Annotated in this window: 19 protein-coding genes and 1 tRNA gene; 7 read left to right on the top strand and 13 right to left on the bottom strand. The window is 62.1% G+C overall.

Features of this window, described 5'->3' with window-relative positions:
* Positions 1-22: 22 nt before the first annotated feature.
* The gene (gene secE, locus VRS74_RS05110; protein ID WP_354144170.1) at positions 23-232 is read right to left on the bottom strand and encodes a preprotein translocase subunit SecE; all 210 of its coding nucleotides are present in this window, start codon (positions 230-232) and stop codon (positions 23-25) included.
* A gap of 280 nt (positions 233-512) precedes the next feature.
* Here secE and VRS74_RS05105 point away from each other — a divergent pair, with 280 nt between their 5' ends.
* Positions 513-2,051, top strand: coding sequence for an alanine/glycine:cation symporter family protein (locus VRS74_RS05105; protein ID WP_354144169.1), 1,539 nt, complete (start codon positions 513-515; stop codon positions 2,049-2,051).
* An 85-nt stretch (positions 2,052-2,136) separates the two neighbouring features.
* Here VRS74_RS05105 and VRS74_RS05100 read toward each other — a convergent pair.
* Positions 2,137-2,212 (bottom strand) — tRNA-Trp (locus VRS74_RS05100).
* Between the two features lie 119 nt (positions 2,213-2,331).
* Here VRS74_RS05100 and aat point away from each other — a divergent pair.
* Positions 2,332-3,030, top strand: coding sequence for a leucyl/phenylalanyl-tRNA--protein transferase (aat, locus tag VRS74_RS05095; RefSeq protein WP_354144168.1), 699 nt, complete (start codon positions 2,332-2,334; stop codon positions 3,028-3,030).
* On the opposite strand, the gene VRS74_RS05090 is transcribed toward aat, so the two are convergent.
* Genes VRS74_RS05090 through VRS74_RS05075 form a run of 4 tightly spaced genes read right to left on the bottom strand, consistent with a single transcriptional unit; the run spans position 2,979 to position 5,019 of the window.
* Entirely contained in the window at positions 2,979-3,473 is a 495-nt protein-coding gene (locus tag VRS74_RS05090) for a DUF2155 domain-containing protein (RefSeq protein WP_354144167.1), read from the bottom strand. The two genes, aat and VRS74_RS05090, sit on opposite strands and share 52 nt — an antisense overlap.
* A 2-nt stretch (positions 3,474-3,475) precedes the next feature.
* Positions 3,476-3,871, bottom strand: coding sequence for an NADH:ubiquinone oxidoreductase subunit NDUFA12 (locus tag VRS74_RS05085; RefSeq protein ID WP_354144166.1), 396 nt, complete (start codon positions 3,869-3,871; stop codon positions 3,476-3,478).
* Between the two features lie 51 nt (positions 3,872-3,922).
* Complete coding sequence (locus VRS74_RS05080) at positions 3,923-4,435, bottom strand: DUF192 domain-containing protein (protein ID WP_354144165.1); 513 nt, start codon at positions 4,433-4,435, stop codon at positions 3,923-3,925.
* Positions 4,435-5,019 carry a regulatory protein RecX gene (locus VRS74_RS05075; protein ID WP_354144164.1) on the bottom strand — a complete coding sequence of 195 codons (585 nt, stop codon included), beginning with the start codon at positions 5,017-5,019 and terminating at the stop codon, positions 4,435-4,437. The genes VRS74_RS05080 and VRS74_RS05075 overlap by 1 nt, the downstream gene beginning before the upstream one ends.
* A gap of 130 nt (positions 5,020-5,149) precedes the next feature.
* Here VRS74_RS05075 and VRS74_RS05070 point away from each other — a divergent pair, with 130 nt between their 5' ends.
* Entirely contained in the window at positions 5,150-6,883 is a 1,734-nt protein-coding gene (locus VRS74_RS05070) for a fatty acyl-AMP ligase (protein ID WP_354144163.1), read from the top strand.
* A 20-nt stretch (positions 6,884-6,903) separates the two neighbouring features.
* Here VRS74_RS05070 and VRS74_RS12660 read toward each other — a convergent pair whose 3' ends face one another.
* A complete protein-coding gene (locus VRS74_RS12660; RefSeq protein ID WP_435521373.1) occupies positions 6,904-8,457 on the bottom strand; it encodes a TIGR00341 family protein in 1,554 nt (517 codons plus the stop codon).
* Between the two features lie 167 nt (positions 8,458-8,624).
* Here VRS74_RS12660 and VRS74_RS05055 point away from each other — a divergent pair, with 167 nt between their 5' ends.
* Genes VRS74_RS05055 through VRS74_RS05045 form a run of 3 tightly spaced genes read left to right on the top strand, consistent with a single transcriptional unit; the run spans position 8,625 to position 10,878 of the window.
* Complete coding sequence (locus VRS74_RS05055; RefSeq protein ID WP_354144162.1) at positions 8,625-9,830, top strand: toxic anion resistance protein; 1,206 nt, start codon at positions 8,625-8,627, stop codon at positions 9,828-9,830.
* Entirely contained in the window at positions 9,830-10,576 is a 747-nt protein-coding gene (locus VRS74_RS05050) for a hypothetical protein (protein ID WP_354144161.1), read from the top strand. Before VRS74_RS05055 ends, VRS74_RS05050 begins: the two co-directional genes overlap by 1 nt.
* Before the next feature lie 2 nt (positions 10,577-10,578).
* The gene (locus VRS74_RS05045) at positions 10,579-10,878 is read left to right on the top strand and encodes a polyhydroxyalkanoic acid system family protein (RefSeq protein ID WP_354144160.1); all 300 of its coding nucleotides are present in this window, start codon (positions 10,579-10,581) and stop codon (positions 10,876-10,878) included.
* A gap of 3 nt (positions 10,879-10,881) precedes the next feature.
* Here the strand turns inward: VRS74_RS05045 and VRS74_RS05040 are convergent, their stop codons facing one another.
* The 6 genes from VRS74_RS05040 to VRS74_RS05015 all read right to left on the bottom strand — a co-directional run bounded on the left by VRS74_RS05040 (position 10,882) and on the right by VRS74_RS05015 (position 19,455).
* Entirely contained in the window at positions 10,882-11,682 is an 801-nt protein-coding gene (locus VRS74_RS05040; RefSeq protein WP_354144159.1) for a class I mannose-6-phosphate isomerase, read from the bottom strand.
* A complete protein-coding gene (locus tag VRS74_RS05035) occupies positions 11,679-12,731 on the bottom strand; it encodes a mannose-1-phosphate guanylyltransferase (protein ID WP_354144158.1) in 1,053 nt (350 codons plus the stop codon). Before VRS74_RS05035 ends, VRS74_RS05040 begins: the two co-directional genes overlap by 4 nt.
* A 45-nt stretch (positions 12,732-12,776) precedes the next feature.
* Positions 12,777-13,502 (bottom strand): energy transducer TonB, encoded by a 726-nt coding sequence (locus VRS74_RS05030; protein WP_354144157.1) that lies wholly within the window; start codon positions 13,500-13,502, stop codon positions 12,777-12,779.
* An 89-nt stretch (positions 13,503-13,591) separates the two neighbouring features.
* Positions 13,592-17,026: a TonB-dependent receptor gene (locus VRS74_RS05025; RefSeq protein WP_354144156.1), complete on the bottom strand. Its 3,435-nt coding sequence runs from the start codon at positions 17,024-17,026 to the stop codon at positions 13,592-13,594.
* 249 nt (positions 17,027-17,275) lie between these two features.
* Positions 17,276-18,205, bottom strand: coding sequence for an isopenicillin N synthase family dioxygenase (locus VRS74_RS05020; protein WP_354144155.1), 930 nt, complete (start codon positions 18,203-18,205; stop codon positions 17,276-17,278).
* 8 nt (positions 18,206-18,213) lie between these two features.
* Positions 18,214-19,455, bottom strand: a complete 1,242-nt coding sequence (locus tag VRS74_RS05015) for a NupC/NupG family nucleoside CNT transporter (protein WP_354144154.1) — start codon at positions 19,453-19,455, stop codon at positions 18,214-18,216.
* 141 nt (positions 19,456-19,596) lie between these two features.
* Here VRS74_RS05015 and VRS74_RS05010 point away from each other — a divergent pair, with 141 nt between their 5' ends.
* Positions 19,597-20,274: a queuosine precursor transporter gene (locus VRS74_RS05010; protein ID WP_354144153.1), complete on the top strand. Its 678-nt coding sequence runs from the start codon at positions 19,597-19,599 to the stop codon at positions 20,272-20,274.
* Positions 20,275-20,447: the final 173 nt, after the last annotated feature.

Below are 20,447 nucleotides of genomic sequence, written 5' to 3'. Positions count from 1 at the left end.
TCCCGTGAAGATTAAGCGCGGATCAGGCCAGCGACAGCAGCCACTGCACGATCGCACTGAAGACAGTGTCGATGCCAAGGAAGAATACCGACAGAATCACCATCATGATGAAAACGAAGATCGCGGTGCGGATGGTTTCCTCACGCGTCGGCCACACCACCTTCTTGGTTTCGCTGCGAACCTGGTTCACGAACTCGGCGGGCGATGTCTTGCGCTTCTTCTCTTCGGTCATGGTCTGACCTTTCGTCCTCGGTAAATTTCGTTCCCGCCTTCCGGGATCGGTTTCAGGTAGGGTTCTTCGCCGCCCCGGACAAGTCCGGGAGGGGCAAGGCCTGATTCCAATGTCGGAAGACGATGCCGCATGTAGGACCGGCCCAAACCAAAAGCAAGCGGCGTTAGCGCAGCCGCAATGCAGCCGCCCTGTGCATGTGCGCGCATCTGGGGCTGGCCAACCGCGCATGTCGTGGCTAGCGTGCGCGGCTTCTTAAGGGTTGCTTTTGGGGAAGCCACACATGGCAGTTACAGATTCCGGGTCGGTCGGTCTGATCGATCACGTGACGAATGTTTCCGATTTTATCTGGGGCGGCACGTGGGAAGGGGAACTTGTTCCCTGGCTTTCCATCGGCGGCCAACCGATCCCTCCTATGACGATCATCCTGTTGGGTGTCGGCATGTTCTTCATGATCGGCCTGAAATTCTATCCGCTGCGCCAGCTCGGCAGCGCCTTCAAGGGCCTGTTCGCGGGCCGCAAGGGCCAGGGCGACGGGGAAATCAGCCCCTTCGCCGCGCTCTCGACCGCGCTTTCCGGGCAGGTCGGCACGGGCAACCTCGCCGGTGTCGCCACTGCGATCGCTCTCGGCGGCCCCGGCGCGATCTTCTGGATGTGGGTGACCGCGCTGATCGGCATGGCGCTCGCCTTTGCCGAGGGTTCGCTCGCTATCCGCTATCGTGAAAAGACCAGCGACGGCACCTATCGCGGCGGCCCGATGAGCTACATCATGATGGGCCTTGGCCCGAAATGGACCTGGCTCGCGATCGTGTTCTGCATCGGCACGCTGTTCTCGGCGATGGTCACCGGCAATTCGATCCAGGCCAATGCCGTGGCTGACGGGCTGAACGAACTGTTCGGGATCGAGGAAGCACTGGGCGGGCTGATCGTAGCGATCCTGGTGTTCATCGTGATCATCGGCGGGATCAAGTCGATCGGCAATGTTGCCGAGAAGGTCGTGCCCTTCATGGCGGGCGCCTATATCGTGATGGCGATCATCGCGCTGATCCTGAACATTCAGGACATTCCCGCGACCTTCGGCCTGATCTTCCACGGCGCGTTCAACCCGCAAGCAGCCACTGGCGGCTTCGTGGGTGCGGCCATCGCCCTGGCGATCCGGGCGGGCGTGGCGCGCGGGCTGTTCTCGAACGAGGCAGGCCAGGGTTCGACCCCGATCGCCCACGCCGTGGCGCAGACGAGCGACCCGGCGCAGCAGGGCCGCATGGCCATGCTGGGCACCTTCATCGACACGATCGTGATCTGCACCATGACCGCGCTGGTGATCCTGACGGTCGAAGGCAATTTCACCGGCGGCGGCCAGCAGGTGATCCATGCGTGGAATTCGGACCTGCAGGGCTTCGCCATGACCAGCGGCGCCTTTGCGGCGGCCTTCCCGACGCAGATCTTCTCGATCCCGATCGGCACGCTCGTCGCTTCGACTGCGTTGATCCTGTTCGTGTTCACCACCCTGCTCACCTGGAGTTATTACGGCGAACGCGCGATCACCTTCCTCTACGATCGCGTCCCGGGCTCGACCCGTCGCGGCGAAAAGGTGCTGCATATCATCTGGCGCCTGCTGTGGTGCGTGGTGATCTATGTCGGCTCGACGCAGGACCTCACGCTGGTCTGGCGCCTGGGCGACATTTCCAACGCGGCGATGGCGCTGCCCAACCTGCTAGCCCTGGCCCTGCTTTCGGGCGTGGTGTTCAAGCTGGCGCAGGGCGACAAGACCGCGGGGCAAACCTTCGGTCGCGAAACGCCGGAAGAGCCGAACGAATACTGACGGCAATCTGACAAAAAGAAGGCCGAAAAAAGGAAGGGCCGGTCCCACGCGGGGCCGGCCCTTTCATTTTGCCGCCAGCAGTAAATGGCAGGGGTGACAGGATTCGAACCCGTGGCCCTCGGTTTTGGAGACCGATGCTCTACCAGCTGAGCTACACCCCTGCAGGCGACGCAGCCCTCTATAGCCAAGCGTCGCACATGGCAACACGCCAGTTTGGCGCCTGAGCAGAACTATTTGCAATTGGCGATGCGCCCTCCTCGCCTGCTATAAGGCATGCATCATGCATTCTCCCTATCCCGCCCCGATCCCGGCCGAGATGCTGCTGCTGGCCTATCGCAGCGGGATTTTCCCGATGGCGGACCGGCGCGACGACCCGGAGGTGTTCTGGGTCGAGCCGCGCCAGCGCGCGATTCTGCCGCTGGAACGCTTTCACCTGTCGCGTAGCCTGCGCAAGGCGATCCGGCAGGACCGCTTCACCGTCACGCTCGACCGCGATTTCGTCGCCGTGATCGCGGCCTGCGCGCAGCCGCGCACAGACCATCCGGAAAGCTGGATCAGCGACAGGATCATGGCCAGCTATCGCCAACTTCACGAGCTGGGCCATGCCCACTCGATCGAATGCTGGGACGGCGAGGAACTGGTTGGCGGGCTCTATGGAGTCGCCTTCGACCGGGTATTCTGCGGCGAGAGCATGTTCAGCCGCCGGACCGATGCCAGCAAGGTGGCGCTCGGCTGGCTGGTCGCCTTGATGCGGCGCGCAGGCTACTGCCTGCTCGACTGCCAGTTCATGACCGAGCATTTGCGCTCGATGGGCGCAGTCGAAATCGAACAGAAGCAATATCTCGAAGGGCTGGCGCGAGCTTTCGGCGATCCTGCCATGAGCCTGCCCGATGCCTATGCCGCGCTGCTGCGCGAAGCAGAGGCGGATCACTCGTCGTCGGGGAAGCTCATTGCGCAGTCTTTGACCCAGACGTCATAGATCGGGTGTTCGACCACATTGAGGCTGGGCGAGTTCTTGAACAGCCAGCCCGAGAAGATGCGGCGGAAATCCTCCGAACCACGATCCTGCACCAGCACTTGCACGAAAGCGCCGGTTTCGCGCTGCATTTCCCACGGCGCGGTGCGCTCGCAAGCCTGCAAGCGGATGATGATGTCACCGATCCGGCGCGATTCGCCCGGCTTCAGCTCGATATCCTGGCTCGAATTGTTGCGCTTGTTGAGAAGGCCCAGCGTCGCCACCCGATCTTCCATCGGCGTGCCGATCCCCGCGCTGCCCGCTGCGTCAGCCGGTAGCGGCGAGGCAGGCGTCGAAAGATCTTGCGGCAATTCGGTTTCGACCGGCTTGGGCGCGGGCGGTTCCCGATCGCAGGCCGCCAGCGCGATCGCACCGGCAAGTGCCAGGCAGATATGCGGCCCGCGCATGTTCAGCCTTCCGGGCTCCAGGCTTCGTAATCCCCGGTTGCGGGCGCGCGCCTGCCGCCCCGCTCAAGCGCACCCTGCGGCCGGTAGGCGGCAGCTGTGCCGGTGGCGTTGGGCGTATAGTCGGCTTCCCAGATCCGCGGGGGCGGCAGGCGGCTTTCCGGCACATCGTCGAACGCGCCGTGCAGCCAGCCATGCCATTCGCTCGGCACGCGGCTGGCATCGTTATTGCCGTTGTAGATTACCCAGCGGCGCTCGCGCTCGCCAGCCTTGGGCTTCGAGCGGTAATATTTGTTGCCCTGCGCATCGGTGCCGACGTGCTCGCCCTTGCGCGCGGTGAAGAGCATGGTGCCGATGGTGGCGCCATCCCACCAGGTGAAGATCTTGCTGAGGATTCCCATGGCCCGCGCGATTAGCGGATAAGCATGCCCGCGCCAAGCGCGAAGCTGACTCTAAGGCAGGGTGTATTCCACCTTGTCACCCGGCGCGATGCCCAATTCGGCCGCGCGGCCCGCGCGCAGTTCGAGCACTGCGCTGGCAATCCCGTCCGAACGGACCGAATCGAGCGAATAAGGTTCGGTATTAGCGGCGATGTTGATGATCCGCCCGTCGACCCCGACAAAGATGATGTCGAGCGAAAGTGGGGTGTTCTTCATCCAGAAGCTGCGCACTTCAGGGATATCGGAGGGGAAGAACATGCCTTCACCGTCGCCCAGTTCCGTCCGGAACATCAGCCCGCGCGCTTGCGCTTCCGGCGTATCGGCCAGTTCGACCCGGAACTGGTGGCGCTGCTGGCCCGAGACGACTGACAGGTCGATTACTTGAAGCCCTGAAACCGGATGCCGAGCAGTGGCAGCAGGGGCCGCTTCCGCATCGGTCGATCCCTGTCTCGCAGCAGCATCCGGATTGGGCGAACAGCCGAGCGAAGCGAAGGCCAGCAAGGAGAAAAGCCATTTCGATCTCATCAATCCCACTCCTCAGCTTCGCATGCCCAATTCTCGGCATCCTCCACGCTGGCGGCATCCACCAGCGCGCGCGCTGTATCGAAGCCATGGCCCGCCCGGATCATCGCCGCAATCTGTTTCTCGCGCTTGGCGCGATCGAGGCCCGCGCCATCCTCCGCAAGCGCCCCGAACGGGCCGAAGCCGCGCTTGCGCGCCAAAGCCAGCGCCGCGCGGCGCGCGACAGCTTCTTCCGGAGCCGCATCCTCGCGCAATTCCTCTTCGATCCCGGCTGCACGAAGCGCCTGATCGACGCGCCTTGCGCCATAGCCTTTGCGCAGCAGGCCCGAGGCACGCGTGCGGGCGAAGGCGGCATCGTCGACATATCTCAACTCGATCATGCGTTCGACGAGGGACGCCACATCGAGCGGTTCCGCCCCTTCCGCCACGCCTCGTTCGCGAATTTTGCGCCGCAGATAGGCCTCCAATTTCGCCGAACTGGTCGCGAACCGCGCCAGATAGGTCAGCGCCAATTCTTCCAGTTTTGCACGGTCGAGCGGTGCCGGGCTGCGACGTTTGGGTGACAAGGTGGTTTGCTTTGCAACCATTTCGCCTTATTCGTGCCACACTCCTTATCAAATGGGAAAGCTGGAATGGGTGCGGACATGGGGAGACTTCCGCATTGGGGACGATTAAAGCGCCATTTTGCGCAACATATAACGGGTTTCGCTGAATAATATGACCGACGCCGCACTCACGCCGACGCCGAACGACTGCCCCTTGCCGCGCAGGCGGTCTGACTTCGCTACGTTCAACGAAGCGATCGACTATGCCGCGCAGAGCGAAAAGGGCCTCAATTTTCACGATATGCGGGGCATGATCGAGCGCCCCTACCCTTATTCCGAGATGCGCAAGGATGCGCTGGTCATGGCGCGCCGCATGGTCGCTGCCGGAATTGGCAAGGAAGACCGGGTTGCGCTGATCGCCGAAACCGGCCCCGATTTCGCGGCGCTGTTCTGCGCCTGCGTCTATGTCGGAGCATGGCCCGTTCCGTTGCCACTGCCGACCACCTTCGGCGGCAAGGAAAGCTATATCGACCAGCTTGCAGTGCAGCTGCAGAGCTCCGATCCCAAGATCCTGATCTACCCAGAAGAAATCACCGAGATGGCGCAGGCCGCCGCCGCCAAGCAAGGGTGCCCGAGCGAATCCTGGCAGGATTTCGCCAAGCGCGAAGCGCCCGAATGCGGGCTGCCTCAGGCCGATCCGGAAGACATCTGCTATTTGCAATATTCGAGCGGCTCGACCCGCTTCCCGACCGGGGTCGCCGTGACCCACCGCGCCTTGCTCCACAACCTTTATGGTCATGCGACCAGCATGGACCTGGGCCAGGGCGACCGCGTGGTCAGCTGGCTGCCGTGGTATCACGACATGGGGCTGGTCGGTTGCTTCCTGTCGCTGATCGCCAACCAGGTGAGCTGCGACTATCTCAAGCCCGATCATTTCGCGCGGCGGCCGCTCGCCTGGCTCGACATGATCAGCCGCAATGAGGGCAAGACGCTCAGCTATTCGCCGACCTTCGGCTACGACATCTGCGCCCGCCGCATTTCCAGCCAGAGCCATGTGTCCGAACGGTTCGACCTGTCGCGCTGGCGGGTCGCCGGGAATGGCGCCGACATGATCCGCCCCGACGTGATGCAGAACTTCGTCAACGCCTTTGCAGAGGCCGGATTCAAGGCCAGCGCCTTCACGCCCAGCTATGGGCTGGCGGAAGCGGTGCTGGCTGTAACCGTCATGCCGCCGGGTGAAGGCATTCGCGTCGAACTGGTCGAGGAAGAGCGCCTCTCGGGTTCGGAACGCAATCTGTCGCGCCCCGCCCGCTATCGCGCGATCGTCAATTGCGGCAAGCCGCTGCCCGACATGGATGTCGAGATCCGCGGCGAAGGCGGCCAGGCAAAGGGCGATCACCAGATCGGCAAGGTGTGGTGCCGCGGCCCCAGCGTAATGCACTCCTATTTCCGCAACCCTGAAGCGACCGAGGATTGCCTCGTCGATGGCTGGCTCGACACTGGTGACATGGGCTATGTCGCGGACGGTTACCTGTTCATCGTCGGCCGCGCGAAGGACATGATCATCATCAACGGCAAGAACCACTGGCCGCAGGATATCGAATGGGCGGTGGAACAATTGCCGGGCTTCAACCATGGCGACATCGCCGCCTTCTCGATCGAGATGGAGAATGGCGAGGAAGCGCCCGCCGTGCTGGTGCATTGCCGCGTTTCCGACCCGGAAGAGCGCGTGCGCCTGCGCAACGAGATCGCGGACAAGGTCCGCTCAGTCACAGGCATGAGCTGCATCGTGGAACTGGTGCCGCCGCGCACGCTGCCGCGCACCAGCTCGGGCAAGCTCAGCCGGGCGAAGGCAAAGAAGCTCTACCTTTCAGGCGAAATCGAGCCGATCCAGCTGGCGGCCTGATCGCCTCCTGAAGAGCCTGCCTAGTTTGCGGTATTGGCCCAGCGCGCCTGCACTGGTCCGGAAAGCTGCCTTGATGGTGCCACCGTTACGGCAACTCCCTGCTCCTCAAGAAGCTCGGCGGCGCGTTCCGCCTGCTGGGCGGGACCATCGAGTACCACCGGTGAGTCCAGCCGCCGCGCAGCCCAGATTACGAGATCCACGGCTGCCAGCCCTGAACTGTCCGGCTCTCCATTGACAAAGGAGATCGCTGGAAGCGCGCGACGCGGCGGAAGCAGTTCGATACGCCAATCCGGTTCGGTAACTGCAATCCGCTGTTCCAGCACGCGATAGGTCGAAAGGGCAGCACCTTCGAGCGGCTTCGCACGCACCACGGCCCTGCGCCTTTGGCGGTCGACGATTACATCGTCTTCTGAAACGCCCGCCACCAGGGCAAGGCGCTGCGCCAGCAGCTCAGCGCGTTGGATAGCCGCAGCTTCCTCTCTCGCACGCGTCGCCGAGAGTTCCGCCTGCTGTGCCGCTGTGGCGCTGGTGCCTACCTGGTATTGCGTGATCGTGAGTTCGACGGGGCGGCCGAGCCGCTCGATCAAGGCGCGCTCGGTCCGCGATTCGGCATCGGGCTTGAGCTCCGGGGTCAGCACCGTCGCGCTGACCCTGACCGGCTCAGCCGCATAATCGCTCGCAACCTCGCTCAGCCGCGAACGACCGCCGAAATTCTCCATGATTTCGGAACGGATCACCCTGTCTGCATTATACTCCCAGCCGATCTGGCGAAGCGTGAAGAACAGCGGCACGGCAAGTGCGACAAACACTGCCGCCACGGCAACGTTCTGGAACAGCGACTGGCGCTCGCTCAGGCTGCTACGGAAGCCATAGAGCCGCGCCATGCCCCAAGCGGTCAGCGCAATCGTGATCAAGTTGGTGACGAACAGCAACAGGGCGCCCGAAAAGACCGTCCAGTTTAGCGTCGCAGCGCCAAAACCGACTACGGCCAGCGGCGGCATCAAGGCGGTGGCGATCGCCACGCCTACGATCGTGCCTTCGCGCCCGCGGATCATCGCATAGGCGCCTGCAAGCGCCGAGAATAACGCAATCATCAGGTCGAATAGGTTGGGTCGTGTGCGTGCCGCAATTTCAGGAGTCACAGTCTGGATCGGCGACATGAAAACCACCAGGGAACACAAGACAATCGCCATCACGCTGCCCCACGCCAGCGAGCGCGCGGATTGCTTGAGCCAGTGGTAGTCGCCGATCGCCAGCGCGAAGCCGAGCCCCATGATCGGCCCCATCAATGGTGACAGCAGCATTGCGCCGATCACCACCGCCGGTGACGACAGCAGCAGGCCGAGGATCGCGATTCCGCCCGACATCGCGGTCATGAACAGATAGCGCTCGGTCAGCCCGCATTCTTCGCGGCGCTTTTCGATGACCGAGGTCTGGTCGACCGTGCCGACCACGTCCTGCAACCACCAGCGGCGGAAACTGAACAGTACGCGCGAGAAGTTCGAGCCGGTGCTGCTGGCGCCCTCTCCGGGTGCGGGGCTCTGCTTTGCGGGGGTGTCTACCAAGCTTTCCATCCATCGCAACTGCGGGTTCGCGGACAGTCTAGCCCCTTGTCTCTTCGAACGAAAGCATGGACGTAGGCGCACGATTGCGGCACACTTCTTGAAGTTCGTGTCTTATGACACTAATACAGTATGAGTTACCGGCTTGTCGCCGCCCCCAGGGAGCATGAAGACCGATCATGAGCACGCAGGAAACCACCACCAAGACAGCCACCGATTTCGAGCTGTCGCCGCCCGATCCGGTGCCGACTGTCGCCCCGGAAAAGGCAGCCGGGCTTGTGCCTGTAACCGAAGAGAAGCGTTCGAAGCTCGATGACAAGGTCGATGCCTTTGTCGCCGATCTCATTGCGGAAGACGCCAATTCGCCTGCTTTCGGCGAAAAGGTCGACCAGATCACGCGCATGGGGCAGGAGCAGATTCGCGCCGCGGCCGCCATGTCGAACCGCTTCCTCGACCGGCCGGTGCGCGCGATGGACAGCGACACCAGCGTGGGCGCGGACCTCGCGGAATTGCGCCGCACGGTCGAAGATCTCGATCCCGGCCGCAAAGGCAAGATGGCCGGCCGCAAGCTGTTCGGCATCATTCCGTTCGGCGGCAAGCTGCAGCGATATTTCGACAGCTACACCAGCGCGCAAGGGCACATCCAGGCGATCCTCGACCGGCTTTCGTCGGGCAAGCGCGAGCTGCATGAAGACAACGCCGCGATCGACGTCGAACGGCAGAAGCTTTGGGCCGCGATGGGCGAGCTCGAGCAAATGATCCACATCGCCAAGACGCTCGACGAGCGGCTCGAAGCCAAAGCCGACGAGATCGAGAGCGTGGACCCTGCCAAGGCCAAGGCGATCAAAGAAAGTGCGCTTTTCTATGTGCGCCAGCGCACGCAGGACCTGCTGACCCAGATGGCGGTGAGCGTGCAAGGCTACCTTGCGCTCGATCTGGTCAAGAAGAACAACGTCGAACTGGTGAAGGGCGTCGACCGGGCGAGCACCACCACCGTGGGCGCTCTGCGAACCGCAGTGACAGTCGCGCAGGCGATGACCAATCAGCGGCTGGTGCTGAAGCAGATCACTTCGCTCAACGAAACGACTTCGAACATCATCGATTCGACCAGCACCATGCTTCGCGAGCAGACCGGCAAGATCCATGAGCAGGCTGCTTCCAGCACGATCCCGCTAGAAACGCTCCAGCGCGCCTTCCAGAACATCTACGACACGATGGACGAAGTCGACGAGTTCAAGGTCAAGGCGCTCGCCAGCATGAAGCAAACGGTCGAAACGCTGTCGCAGGAAGTCGAGAAGTCAAAAGGCTATATTGCGCGAGCCGAGGGCCAGGCGCAGGCGCAGAAGAAGGCGCTTGAGCCGTCGCTACTGGCGCTGGAGAGCTGATGGCAGATTCCACTCATCAGTCCGACCGAATCCTGAGCGCTGCGGGCAAGTCGCTCGCTCTGCAGCGCGATGGCGGCGTGCATCGCCGAGCCTCGATCGGGCGCGGCTCGGCCGAACTCAAGACGCAACATTGGAAGAAGAAGCTCGGCCGCATCCTGATTGCCTTTGGGGCCATCTGGACGACCGCCGTCGTTGCTGGCCTGATCATCGACGGGATCGGTTTCACCGGCATCATGCTGACGCTGTTTGCCGCTGTGATTGCGGTCGGCCTGTTGGCCAACTACCCCAAGATCAAAGTGCCAAAACGCGCAGACCTGAAGAAGGGGGATGCGAAGGCGATGGTTGCGCGCACGGAGCTGTGGCTTGAGGCTCAGCGGCCCGCCCTTCCCCCGCCTGCGGTCCAGATCGTCGACCAATTGGGTGTACAACTCGACGCGCTTGGCCTGCAGTTGCAGAGCATCGACCAGAACGATCCGGCGGTGAACGAAGTGCGCGAGCTGGTGGGCGAATATATTCCCGAGACGATCGAGAACTATCGCAAGATCCCCGCCCATCTGCGCGGCGAAGATCATGCCGGGAAGACTGCGGACGAGCGGGTGACCGAAAGCCTCGGCAAGCTGAGTGGCGAAATCGACCGCGTGACCCGCCGCCTCGCCGAAGGCGCGCTCGACGATCTCGCGATCAAATCCCGTTACCTCGACTACCGCTTCGGAGGCGCCGAAGCGCTCGAGGACCTCAGAAAGTGAGAGTGGCCCTGCCCCACGATTTGGGCCGTGACGAAGTGCGCCGCCGCTTGAACGAACGCAGCCACGAGATTGCCGACTACCTTCCCGGCGGGCTGGCCGATGTCGAGACCGACTGGGTCGGTGAAGACAGCATGGCGCTGCACATCGCGGCGATGGGCCAGAACATCACCGGCCATATCCATGTCGAGGACAGGCAAGTCGTGTTCGAGATCAAGCTTCCGGGGATGCTGTCTTTCGTCGAACCGATGATCGAAAAGGCGATCCGCAAGGACGGCACCAGGCTGCTGGAAGCGCCGAAATAGAGGTCAGGCGGGGCGCGCCAGCAGCGTAACTTCGGCAGCGACGAAATCCACTTCATCGATCGACGGCGCGTAAGCGCAAGTGCCTGCCGCAAGAGTAGACGCGCCGACCTGCAGCCTCCCTTCGATTGGGAGTATGAGCAATGCATCGCGATATTCGGCGCAAATCTTCTCATCTGGTGCGCCAATGATACGGTCGAGCCGGAAATGTGGTCCATCCACGAGGCACTGGCTCCTATCCGTAACCCTCTGGCGCATGGCTGAAGGATAGGGCCCGCGTTGCGCGACGTCGATCGCGCGGTCGAGATGCAATTCGCGCGGGCGCCCATAGTCGTATAGCCGGAAGGTAGTGTCGCTGTTCTGCTGGATTTCTACCAGGCTCAGCCCCCCACCGATCGCGTGGATCGTACCCGCGGGCAGGTAGAAGAAATCGCCCGGCTGCACTTCATGCCATTCAAGCAATTGCTCGATCGAACCATCGATTGCTGCGTCGCGCAATTGCTCTTCGCTTGCCTCGTTCCGCAAGCCGATCGCAATTTCCGCTCCGGGGTCTGCCTCCAGAATGAGCCAGCACTCTTCCTTGCCTTCTTCGCCAGATCGGGCTTGTGCATCGGAAGGATGGACCTGGACCGAGAGCCTTTCGCTCGTGAACAGAAACTTCACCAGCAGGCTGTCGAGTTCGGGCGGGGGTTCGAACCAGATCTCTCCGATCCGCTGGCCGGCGGGTGCCACGAAGGGTAAAGGGAGCTCGTCACGACCCCAGACCTTTTCGACCGTAAGGGTCGCAAGTGTCCGCGCCACCGTCATTGTTCGCTCGCGCCGCGCAGCTTGCCGACATGCGGCGCCGCGTCGCGCGACGTCACCAGCACTTCGTCGCCGTCGACAATCACGCACACGTCGGAAAGCCCCAGCACTGAAATCCGCGGCCCGTCGCTCACTGCCAAAACGCGCCGGCAATCGACCAGTTGTGCATTGGAAGGCGCGCAATTGCCCGCCGGATCGGCCGGCAACGCATCCTGCAGGCTGGCCCAATTGCCAATGTCGGACCAACCCATCGCCGCCGGGACCATTGCCGCGCGATCGGTGTTTTCCATCACCGCGTAGTCGATCGACTCTCCGGCAATTTCGAAGAATGATTGCGCGGCGGGGTGAAAGCTTGTGCCTTCAACGCGACCTTCAGCCACCGAACGCATGACAGCCTCGACCATGTCTGGACGGTATTTGGCCAGTTCCTCGAGCAGTTTGCCCGCACGGAACGCGAATATACCGCCATTCCAGGCATATCCCCCTTCCGCCAGGAACTGCTCGGCAAGCTCGCGCGACGGCTTCTCTACAAAGCGTTCGACCGCGAAGCCGCCCGGCAGCGGATCCCCCAGCTTGATATAGCCATAGCCGGTTTCGGGCCGATCCGGCGTGATCGCGAGCGAAACCAGCCAGCCCTCATTCGCCAGCGTAGCGGCATCCTTTGCCGCGGCATGGAACGAACCGACATCGGCAATATGGTGATCGCTCGGGCACACCAGCATGACGGCCTCGGGACCGAGCCTGGCGGCAGCAAGCGCCACGGCGGGCGCGGTGTTGCGCGCAGCGGGTTCGACGATCAGTGCACCCTCGGCAAGCCCCGGCACCTGCTCCTCGATCAGCGGAGCATGGTCGGCGCCTGCGACCAGCGTCGGCGGCGCAAAAATGGACAGGTCCGCGCAACGGGCCATTGTTTGCTGGAGCATCGTCTGCTCACCGATCAGCGGGAGGAACGGCTTGGGGTACGCCTTGCGGCTGCGTGGCCACAACCGGGTACCACCGCCGCCGCACAGGATTACAGGATAAATCAGTGGGTTCTGGCGATCAGACGACATAGAAATACTCTAACAAAGCCCGGTCAATCGCACCATCGCCAATTGTCACTCCGCGCGATGAAAGCGCTGCTCCCAACCGAACTCCGCCTCGATTCTTTGTCCCCGCGCGTTGCGCGCCGGTTCGAAGCGAAAGCGCGCCATGGCAAGCTCGCAAGTCCGCGCATCGGTGTCAGGCAACCCGCTTGAGCGGAACACGCGGCAGCGTTTGGGCAGGCCGTCGGTACCGACCAACAGCGCGATCCGCACCGCCGTGCCGAAGCGCACTTCGCGCCCGCCCTCAGGCACCGGGTAATCGCGCGCGGAATTGATCGTCCCGGCTGTCTTGACCGGCCCTGTCGCCATGCTCGACCCTTGCCCGCTTCCCTCATCGCCAGACCCGGTGCCCTCGCCAATCCCGCTTGCGCCGGTGCCTTCGCCACTGTCGCGCGCTCCTGAAGTAGAAGCATCGCCTGTTGAGGAAGCACGTGGAAGCTGGCGATCGGGCTTTGGCGTCACTCTGGGCGTCGGTGCGGTGACCGGCTGCGGCACCGCCTGCTTGCCCGCATCGCCCGCCATCCCCTCATCGGGCACCTCAGGCAGATCGTCAGGCGGGGCAGTGATCGTGACGGTAAAGGCTTCGACCACGCTGCGTTCGATCGTGGCGGTCACTTGCGGAGCGAAGGCGCGGGTCAGGCCGTAAAGCGCTGCAATGTGCAGGATTACGATCAGGGCGATCAGGCCGGAGTGCAGGCGCCGCCTGGTTTCCGAATAGCGCTGTGCGGGCCGTTCCATTCGGGCAGATTATCGCGCCTTGATGCCAAAGCAAAACGGCGGAGCCATGGGCCCCGCCGTTTCAACTTTTCCAGCAAATCTGGCGAGTTTTAGAACTCGTAGCTCACGCCCAGCTGGATCTTCCACAGCGAGGAGGACGACTGGACCACCGGATCGCGGAAGCCGGTCGTGCCAGCCGATGCGTTGTACTGCGCCGTGATCGGCGAGTAGACGTAGCGACCCTGCGAGTCGATCGCCGCGGCACGCACCAGAGCTTCGGTGTAGCTATAGCGCTTGAAGACGTTCGAGCCCGAGTCGAGCAGGTTCAGGAAGTTGTCGAAGTCTACGAACAGGCGGAACTTGTCGTCCTTCATCCCGAATGCCTTCATCGGCCCCGGCAGTTCCTGGCTGAAGCGCAGGTCGAGGTCGTAGAACCAGGGGTTGCTGCAGCTATTACGCCGCAGGGTTTGGCCCCGGTACTTGTTGATGCACGGAGTTTCCGAAATGAAGTTGTCGAGTGCGGTGGCAAAGGCCGCATCTGCAATCACGACATTCGGGTCGCCCACGCCGGTCGGGATGTACATCAGCGAGTTGAAGTCGCCGCTGGCGCTGTCGTTCAGCACTTCGCTCGGAGCATTGTCCCAGACGACCGAGAACGGACGGCCCGAACGGGCAACGAACATGAAGCCGAAGCTGGTCGCATAATCGCCGAAGAACTCTTCACGCATGTTCAGGCCAAGAGTGAAATTGTGCTTCGAGGAATATTCGCTGCGCGCGACATCCACCGCCTGACGGTCCGCAGCTGCGACGATGTCGAAGCTGGAGGTGGCCGTCGAGCTGTTGTTGTTCCGGTTGTTCTCGGAGTCAGTGTAAGCATAGCCGAGGTTGAAGCGGATGCTGCCGCCTTCGGTGAAGATGCCGTTTCGCCAGGTCTTCGAAAGGATCGCCGAAGCAATCTTGCTTTCGTAGCTCTTGCCGTTGGTGAGCTGAATTTCGTCGTCACGGCTGGTGCCGAAGCAAGCCGAAGTAACGCCGGTCCACACTGGCGGGCTTCCGCCCTGGTTCTGCAACACGGCAGCGCAGCCCGTACGGGTCGGATCGATCGCACGATAGATCGGGCGACCGTCGACGGTATAGCCGTTGAGGCCCAGCGCCGTGTTCACGGTTTGCGAAAGGTCGACGAAATCAACCGGATTGTTGAACTTCGAATAGATGAAGTCGAGGTTCAGGTTCCAGTCGCTGAAGAAGCCGCTTTCGGTACCAAAGGTGGTCGAAACGCCCAAATTGGCGCGCCACACGGTCGGCATCTTGAAGTTCGGGTCGGTCGACTGAGTGTCAGCCAGACCCTGCGCCGACTGTGCGCCCGCGTTGGTGAGCACGCACTGCGGGATACCGGTGAACTGGCCATTGGTGACCACGTCAGCCTGCGTACCGACGAAGCAGCCGTTCTGGCCAGTCCGGGCAAAGCCGGTCACGAAGCCGTTGTTCGAGAAGGCGTTGGAGAAATACACGCCAGGATCGCCACCGGTGAAGCGGCCCACGCCGCCCTTGACCTGCGTGTTCGAAAAGAAGCCGTCATTGTAGAGCTTGTAGGTGAAGCCGAGGCGCGGCAGGATTTCCGGATCGATCTTGCCGAAGCCATTCGAGTTGGTGAAGCCGTAGCGGGCCATGAAATTCGGGTTCGCAGTCGGCGCATCGCCCGAAAGCCATTCTACGCGAACGCCGCCGATCACGTCGAACTGGTCGGACAGGGTCCATTCGTCCTGGGCATAGACCGACCAGGTCCGGCGCTTCCACCGGGCTGCAGCATCATTGATGTCGCCGCTGGCAGTGAAGTTGCCGTAAGCGCCTGCGCCGTTGCCATTGTAAACGTCAGCGCCGCCAGGGTTGGTGTTCGAACCGCCCGACAAAATGCCGTTGGCAAAATCGGTTAGGTTGTTGAACGTCAACGTACCGGTCGAGTTTTGAGCGAACAGGTTGAACACCTTCAGCTCGTTAAGTTCGGCACCCATCGTGATCGTGTGATCGTTCTTGTTCCAGCGGCCGAGCGCTTTGACCTGGGTTACCGTGGTCTTGAGGTCGTTCGAGGTGCGCGAGAAGCCCGGGCCTGCAAGCAGTGCACCGAATTCGCCGCCGTTGGTGACACCGACCATGAAGCGCGGCATCGGATTTTCGTCCTGCGCTTCACCGCCGCCGACCGGGCCCTGGATATCCTGAACGATGGCGCGGCTGGCACGGATCTCAGTCGAGAAGTCTTCCGACCAGTCGGAGTAGAGGCGAACCGAATAATAGTCGCTCTCGGTGCCTTCATCTTCGAAGCTGTTGTAGCCGGTGAAGATGTTGTTGGTTGCGGAGAAATCGTCATCCTCCACATTGGTTTCCTCAAGGCGCTGATAGCTCGCTTCAAGGCGATGGTTATCGCTGATCAGCGCGTCGATACGACCGAAGTAGCGCTTGTTCTTCTCGGGCAAATTGCGCGCGAGACCACCGGTTTCGAAGCCGTAAACGTCGCTGAGGATCTGCGAGAACTGTTCGAACTGCGCAGTGGTCACATAGTCGACTTCGTTCGGATAGCCTTCGCCAGCCGGGCCATATTCGAAGCTGTCCGAAAGGTCGGTCGCCTCATAGCCAAGGAAGAAGAACAGGCGATCCTTGATGATCGGGCCGCCCAGCGTCGCGCCCCAGCGCTTTTCCTTATAGGGGCTGGCGCTGAAGTCCCGCCCACCGGCCGTGTCGCCCTGCAGGCTGTCACTCGCATAGGTGAAGAAGGCCGAACCGGTGAATTCATTGCCGCCCGACTTGGTGACGACGTTAATCGCGCAGCCGGTAAACTGGCCATACTGCACATCGAACGGCGCGAATTCGACCGAGGTTTCGCGAACTACGTCATAGGGAAGCGGCAGCGAGTTGCGGCTTGCGAACGGCGTGCCGTTGAGGCCGAACAGGTCGGACTGGGCGATGCCGTCGACGGTGAAGGCGTTCGAGCGGTCGTTGCCGCCAAGGCAGGACACGCGATCGACTTCGTTCGAACGGTCAAGGCTGACGCGCGGGTCGATGCGGATGATGTCGCGCACGTCGCGTGTGATCGACGGAAAGGCTTCGATGGTTTCGACGCCGAACGACTGGCCAGGGCCGATCGCGCGCTGGCTGAGCTGCACGCGCGCGCCGGTCACGATGATCACATTGTCGCCGCCAGCCGAAGCGCCGGCGAGGCTGAATACCAGCTGCGTGTTGCCCTGCAGGGTCAGGAACACGTTCTCAAGCGTCTGCCCTTCGAAGCCCGACGAGGTCGCCGTAACAGTGTAGGGACCGCCGGTGACGAGGCTGTCGACGCGGAAGGTGCCGTCAGCGCCGGTCGACAGCGTACGAACCTGGCCTGTGCGCGTGTCGGTAACAGTCACGGTGCCTGAAATCGCCGCGCCGCTTTCATCGACAACGCGGCCTTCGATACCCGAGGTAATCTGTTGCGCCACAGCAGGCGTTGCGATGGTTGTGGCAGCGGTGAGGCTGACAACGCTCGCTGCCAGAAGATACTTGAGTTTCATATGTATTGCCCCTGGTGAGAATGGGAAAACGGAAGTGATTCTTTGAATATCGCGATAAGCGTGTTGCGCTGCGGCAAAAAGGCAGATTTGCGACAAATCTGTGAAATTTGCCGCCATGGTTAACTTACCTGTGGCCGCATGCCGAGTTCCACCTGCCGCAAAGCCGCAGAATCCCTTCGACTCCTGCGACTGTTGCGACAGGGCAACAGCCTGAAAATTTTTGGAATTCAGGCCCAACTGAGCGGGAAATCAGGCGAGATTTATCTCCCGCAACCGCTGCTGGAGGAATTCGTGGCTCGAAATCGGCGGCGGCGCCTCCGATTCGTGGCCTTCCTCAATGCATTCCGGCAAGGTCTCGATCACGTAATCGGGCCGGAAATGGAGGAAAAAAGGCATTGAGAAGCGCGCCCGCTTGGCCGCCGCTCCCTTGGGGTTCACCACACGGTGCGTGGTCGAGCGCAAGCGGCTGTTGGTGAGCCGGTCGAGCATGTCGCCGACATTGATCACCAGCGCGCCCTCGGGCACGTCCACGGCCTTCCACGAGCCCTGCTTGGTCAGCAATTCGAGGCCTGCTTCTTCTGCGCCCAGCAACAGCGTGATCGTGTTGATGTCGCCATGCGCCGCCGCGCGGATCGCCCCTTCGGGCGCTTCCTCGCCAAGCGGCGGATAATGCAGCAGGCGCATCACCGAATTGCCGTCTTCGACCGTCGCCGCGAAATAATTGCGATCGAGCCCCAAGTGCAGCGCGATCGCTTCAAGCACGCGGCCACCGGCCTTTTCGAAGGCGGAGTAAAGCTCGCTGAAAGTCTCGCGGAAATCCGCGACTTCGCCGGGCCAGACATTCGGTGCCATATACTTGGCGAGCGGATGCCCTTCAGGGAGCGAGCGTCCGACGTGCCAGAATTCCTTGAGGTCCTGCACCTCGGCATCCTTGGCCTTCTCGGTGCCGAACGGCGTGTAGCCGCGCGCGCCGCCGCCGCCGGGGATGTGATAGCCGCGCTTCACCTCCTCAGGCAGGGCGAAGAACTCTTTCGACTTCGCTTCGGCGCGATCAATCAGTTCCTGCGGGATGCCATGGTCGCGGATAACTGCGAAGCCATATTCGGCGAAGCTGCGGCCAACTTCGTCGGCAATATTCTCGAGCGGTTGGTCGAGCGATACGGATGCTATTTCGGTCATGATTCTTCTTAATATGGGAGGAACAAGCTTGCCAGAGCCGCGCTCATTAGATTGGCGAGACTGCCGGCGGCAAGCGCTCTCATACCGAGCCGTGCGATGACCGGTCTTTGATTTGGCGCAAGCCCACCTGTTACCGCCATCTGTATGGCGATAGAGGAGAAATTGGCGAAGCCGCATAGCGCGAATGTAACGATCGCGCGGCTGCGATCGGACAACACGTCAAGCTGGCCGAGTTCGATGAAAGCGACGAATTCGTTGAGCACCACCTTGGTGCCGAACAGCCCGCCGGCGATGCCTGCTTCTTCCCACGGAATGCCGATCAGGAACATCACCGGGGCAAAGACGAAGCCGATGATCTGCTGGAAGCTCAGATCGGGATAGCCAAACAGGCCGCCGACACCGCCAAGGATGCCATTGGCAAGCGCGACCAGCGCCACGAAGACCAGCACCATCGCGCCCACGGCCACCGCCAGCTTGACGCCGGTTTGCGTGCCCTGAGCGGCGGCTTCTATCACATTGGCCGGGTGATGCCCTTCCTCGAAAGTCTCGGACACAGTGATCGGCTGCTCGTCGGCAGCATCGTCACCCTCTTCGTCGGGATAGATGATCTTCGCCATCAGAATCCCGCCGGGGGCGGACATGAATGCGGCGGCGAGCAGGAAGGGAACAGAATCCTCGCCAATGAAACTAGCGTAAGCGGCAAGGATCGTGCCCGCCACGCCCGCCATGCCGACGCACATGAGCGTGAACAGGCGCGCAGGCGGAAGCGCTGCGAGATAGGGCCGCACAACCAGCGGGCTTTCCGACTGGCCGACGAAGATATTGGCGGCGCTGCCAAGTGCTTCGACCTTGCTTATCCCTGTGATCCAGCCGATCGCGCCGCCGACCCAGCGCACGAGCCGCTGCATGATGCCCCAGTGATACAGGATCGAAACCAGCGCGGCGAAGAACACGATCACGGGCAGCGCCGCGATCACGAAAGTGTTTGCAAACGGGTTGGTCCCCATCGGGCCGAACACCGCCTCGATCCCGATCTTGGAATAGGAAAGCAGCGCGATCACGCCGTTTGAAAGCCCTTCGATTGCGCTGACGCCCCATGGCGTGCGCAGGACCAGCAAGGCCATGGCGGTTTGCAGGGCAAATGCCGCGATCACGACGCGGAGCTTGATCCGTTTCTTCCCGTTCGAAAGCAGGAAGGCGATGGTGAGGATCGCGGCGATACCCGCGAGGCTGATGAGGAACTGCGGCATAAGACCCCTTACACTGCCCTTACGTTAGGCTCTGAAACGGACTTCGCCTTTTGTTTCCAATCAGTCAAACCCGCGAATGACCCACAGAAGCTTGCTGTCCCCCGCTTTTCTTTTGCACCGCGCGCGGATTAGACAGCGGAAATGACAGACCAAGCTCCTGCTATCGCCGCTCCGGCTATGCCGCGCTCGCTCACCGTCTATTTGCTGCTCTATGGCGGCATGACCGTGTTGGCCGGCGTCCTCGCCTTCAAGCAGGTGCAATTGCCGCCGACCGATCTTTCGGTCGAAGCGGGCATCTTTCCTTTCCTGGTTCTGGTCGTGATTTCGAGCACGGTCGCACAGCTGCACGGTCAGCAGGCCGCCAACCGCATCGTATGGTGGGGCTTCGTCCCGCTGGTCGTCTCCGCCTTGCTGATGCAGTTGGTACTGAACCTGCCTCCCTCGACCGAGATGATCGAAATCCGGCCGGACGATCTCGCTGCATTCGAGCGTGTCCATGCATCGACCTGGCGCGTATGGTTGGCAGGCCCGGCCGCCTACCTGACTTCGCTCCTGCTCAACGTCTGGATCTTCTCTAAGCTGCGCGGGAGCGGGGAAGCGACGACAGCGGGGTTGATGGTGCGCGGCGCGATCGCTTCGGCGCTTTCGCAAGCGGTCGATTCGGTGATTTTCGTGACGCTCGCTTTCTACGGCGAGTTCGACATCACCAATTTAATGATCGGCCAGGTGATCGCCAAGGTTGCGCTCAGCTTCGTGTTGGTGCCGTTCCTGATCACCGGTGGCGTGGCGCTGGCCAAGAAGCTCGACGCCAAAGCATAACCACAGCCCGGTTAGCGGGCGGCCCCACGAGCCGCCCGCTTGTGTTCATTCCGGCTTGAAGCGGATTGCAAAGCCGCCGCCCGGCGCCATCGCCAGTGAACCGCCCCGGGATTGCCGGAGGCCATTTGGTTTGAATTATGCCGCCATGGGGGTGTCGTCCAGCATGGCGTAGT

Source organism: Altererythrobacter litoralis, from assembly GCF_036324225.1.
Classification (GTDB): Bacteria; Pseudomonadota; Alphaproteobacteria; order Sphingomonadales; family Sphingomonadaceae; genus Erythrobacter; species Erythrobacter litoralis_A.
Note: the sequence above shows the minus strand (reverse complement) of the source record. Positions and strands in the feature narration are given on the sequence as shown.

What these genes read in the sequence shown, in the direction of transcription:
- secE (WP_354144170.1), bottom strand. Translation starts at nt 232, where the DNA reads ATGACCGAAGAGAAGAAGCGCAAGACATCGCCCGCCGAGTTCGTGAAC.
- VRS74_RS05105 (WP_354144169.1), top strand. Translation starts at nt 513, where the DNA reads ATGGCAGTTACAGATTCCGGGTCGGTCGGTCTGATCGATCACGTGACG.
- aat (WP_354144168.1), top strand. Translation starts at nt 2,332, where the DNA reads ATGCATTCTCCCTATCCCGCCCCGATCCCGGCCGAGATGCTGCTGCTG.
- VRS74_RS05090 (WP_354144167.1), bottom strand. Translation starts at nt 3,473, where the DNA reads ATGCGCGGGCCGCATATCTGCCTGGCACTTGCCGGTGCGATCGCGCTG.
- VRS74_RS05085 (WP_354144166.1), bottom strand. Translation starts at nt 3,871, where the DNA reads ATGGGAATCCTCAGCAAGATCTTCACCTGGTGGGATGGCGCCACCATC.
- VRS74_RS05080 (WP_354144165.1), bottom strand. Translation starts at nt 4,435, where the DNA reads ATGAGATCGAAATGGCTTTTCTCCTTGCTGGCCTTCGCTTCGCTCGGC.
- VRS74_RS05075 (WP_354144164.1), bottom strand. Translation starts at nt 5,019, where the DNA reads ATGGTTGCAAAGCAAACCACCTTGTCACCCAAACGTCGCAGCCCGGCA.
- VRS74_RS05070 (WP_354144163.1), top strand. Translation starts at nt 5,150, where the DNA reads ATGACCGACGCCGCACTCACGCCGACGCCGAACGACTGCCCCTTGCCG.
- VRS74_RS12660 (WP_435521373.1), bottom strand. Translation starts at nt 8,457, where the DNA reads ATGGAAAGCTTGGTAGACACCCCCGCAAAGCAGAGCCCCGCACCCGGA.
- VRS74_RS05055 (WP_354144162.1), top strand. Translation starts at nt 8,625, where the DNA reads ATGAGCACGCAGGAAACCACCACCAAGACAGCCACCGATTTCGAGCTG.
- VRS74_RS05050 (WP_354144161.1), top strand. Translation starts at nt 9,830, where the DNA reads ATGGCAGATTCCACTCATCAGTCCGACCGAATCCTGAGCGCTGCGGGC.
- VRS74_RS05040 (WP_354144159.1), bottom strand. Translation starts at nt 11,682, where the DNA reads ATGACGGTGGCGCGGACACTTGCGACCCTTACGGTCGAAAAGGTCTGG.
- VRS74_RS05035 (WP_354144158.1), bottom strand. Translation starts at nt 12,731, where the DNA reads ATGTCGTCTGATCGCCAGAACCCACTGATTTATCCTGTAATCCTGTGC.
- VRS74_RS05030 (WP_354144157.1), bottom strand. Translation starts at nt 13,502, where the DNA reads ATGGAACGGCCCGCACAGCGCTATTCGGAAACCAGGCGGCGCCTGCAC.
- VRS74_RS05025 (WP_354144156.1), bottom strand. Translation starts at nt 17,026, where the DNA reads ATGAAACTCAAGTATCTTCTGGCAGCGAGCGTTGTCAGCCTCACCGCT.
- VRS74_RS05020 (WP_354144155.1), bottom strand. Translation starts at nt 18,205, where the DNA reads ATGACCGAAATAGCATCCGTATCGCTCGACCAACCGCTCGAGAATATT.
- VRS74_RS05015 (WP_354144154.1), bottom strand. Translation starts at nt 19,455, where the DNA reads ATGCCGCAGTTCCTCATCAGCCTCGCGGGTATCGCCGCGATCCTCACC.
- VRS74_RS05010 (WP_354144153.1), top strand. Translation starts at nt 19,597, where the DNA reads ATGACAGACCAAGCTCCTGCTATCGCCGCTCCGGCTATGCCGCGCTCG.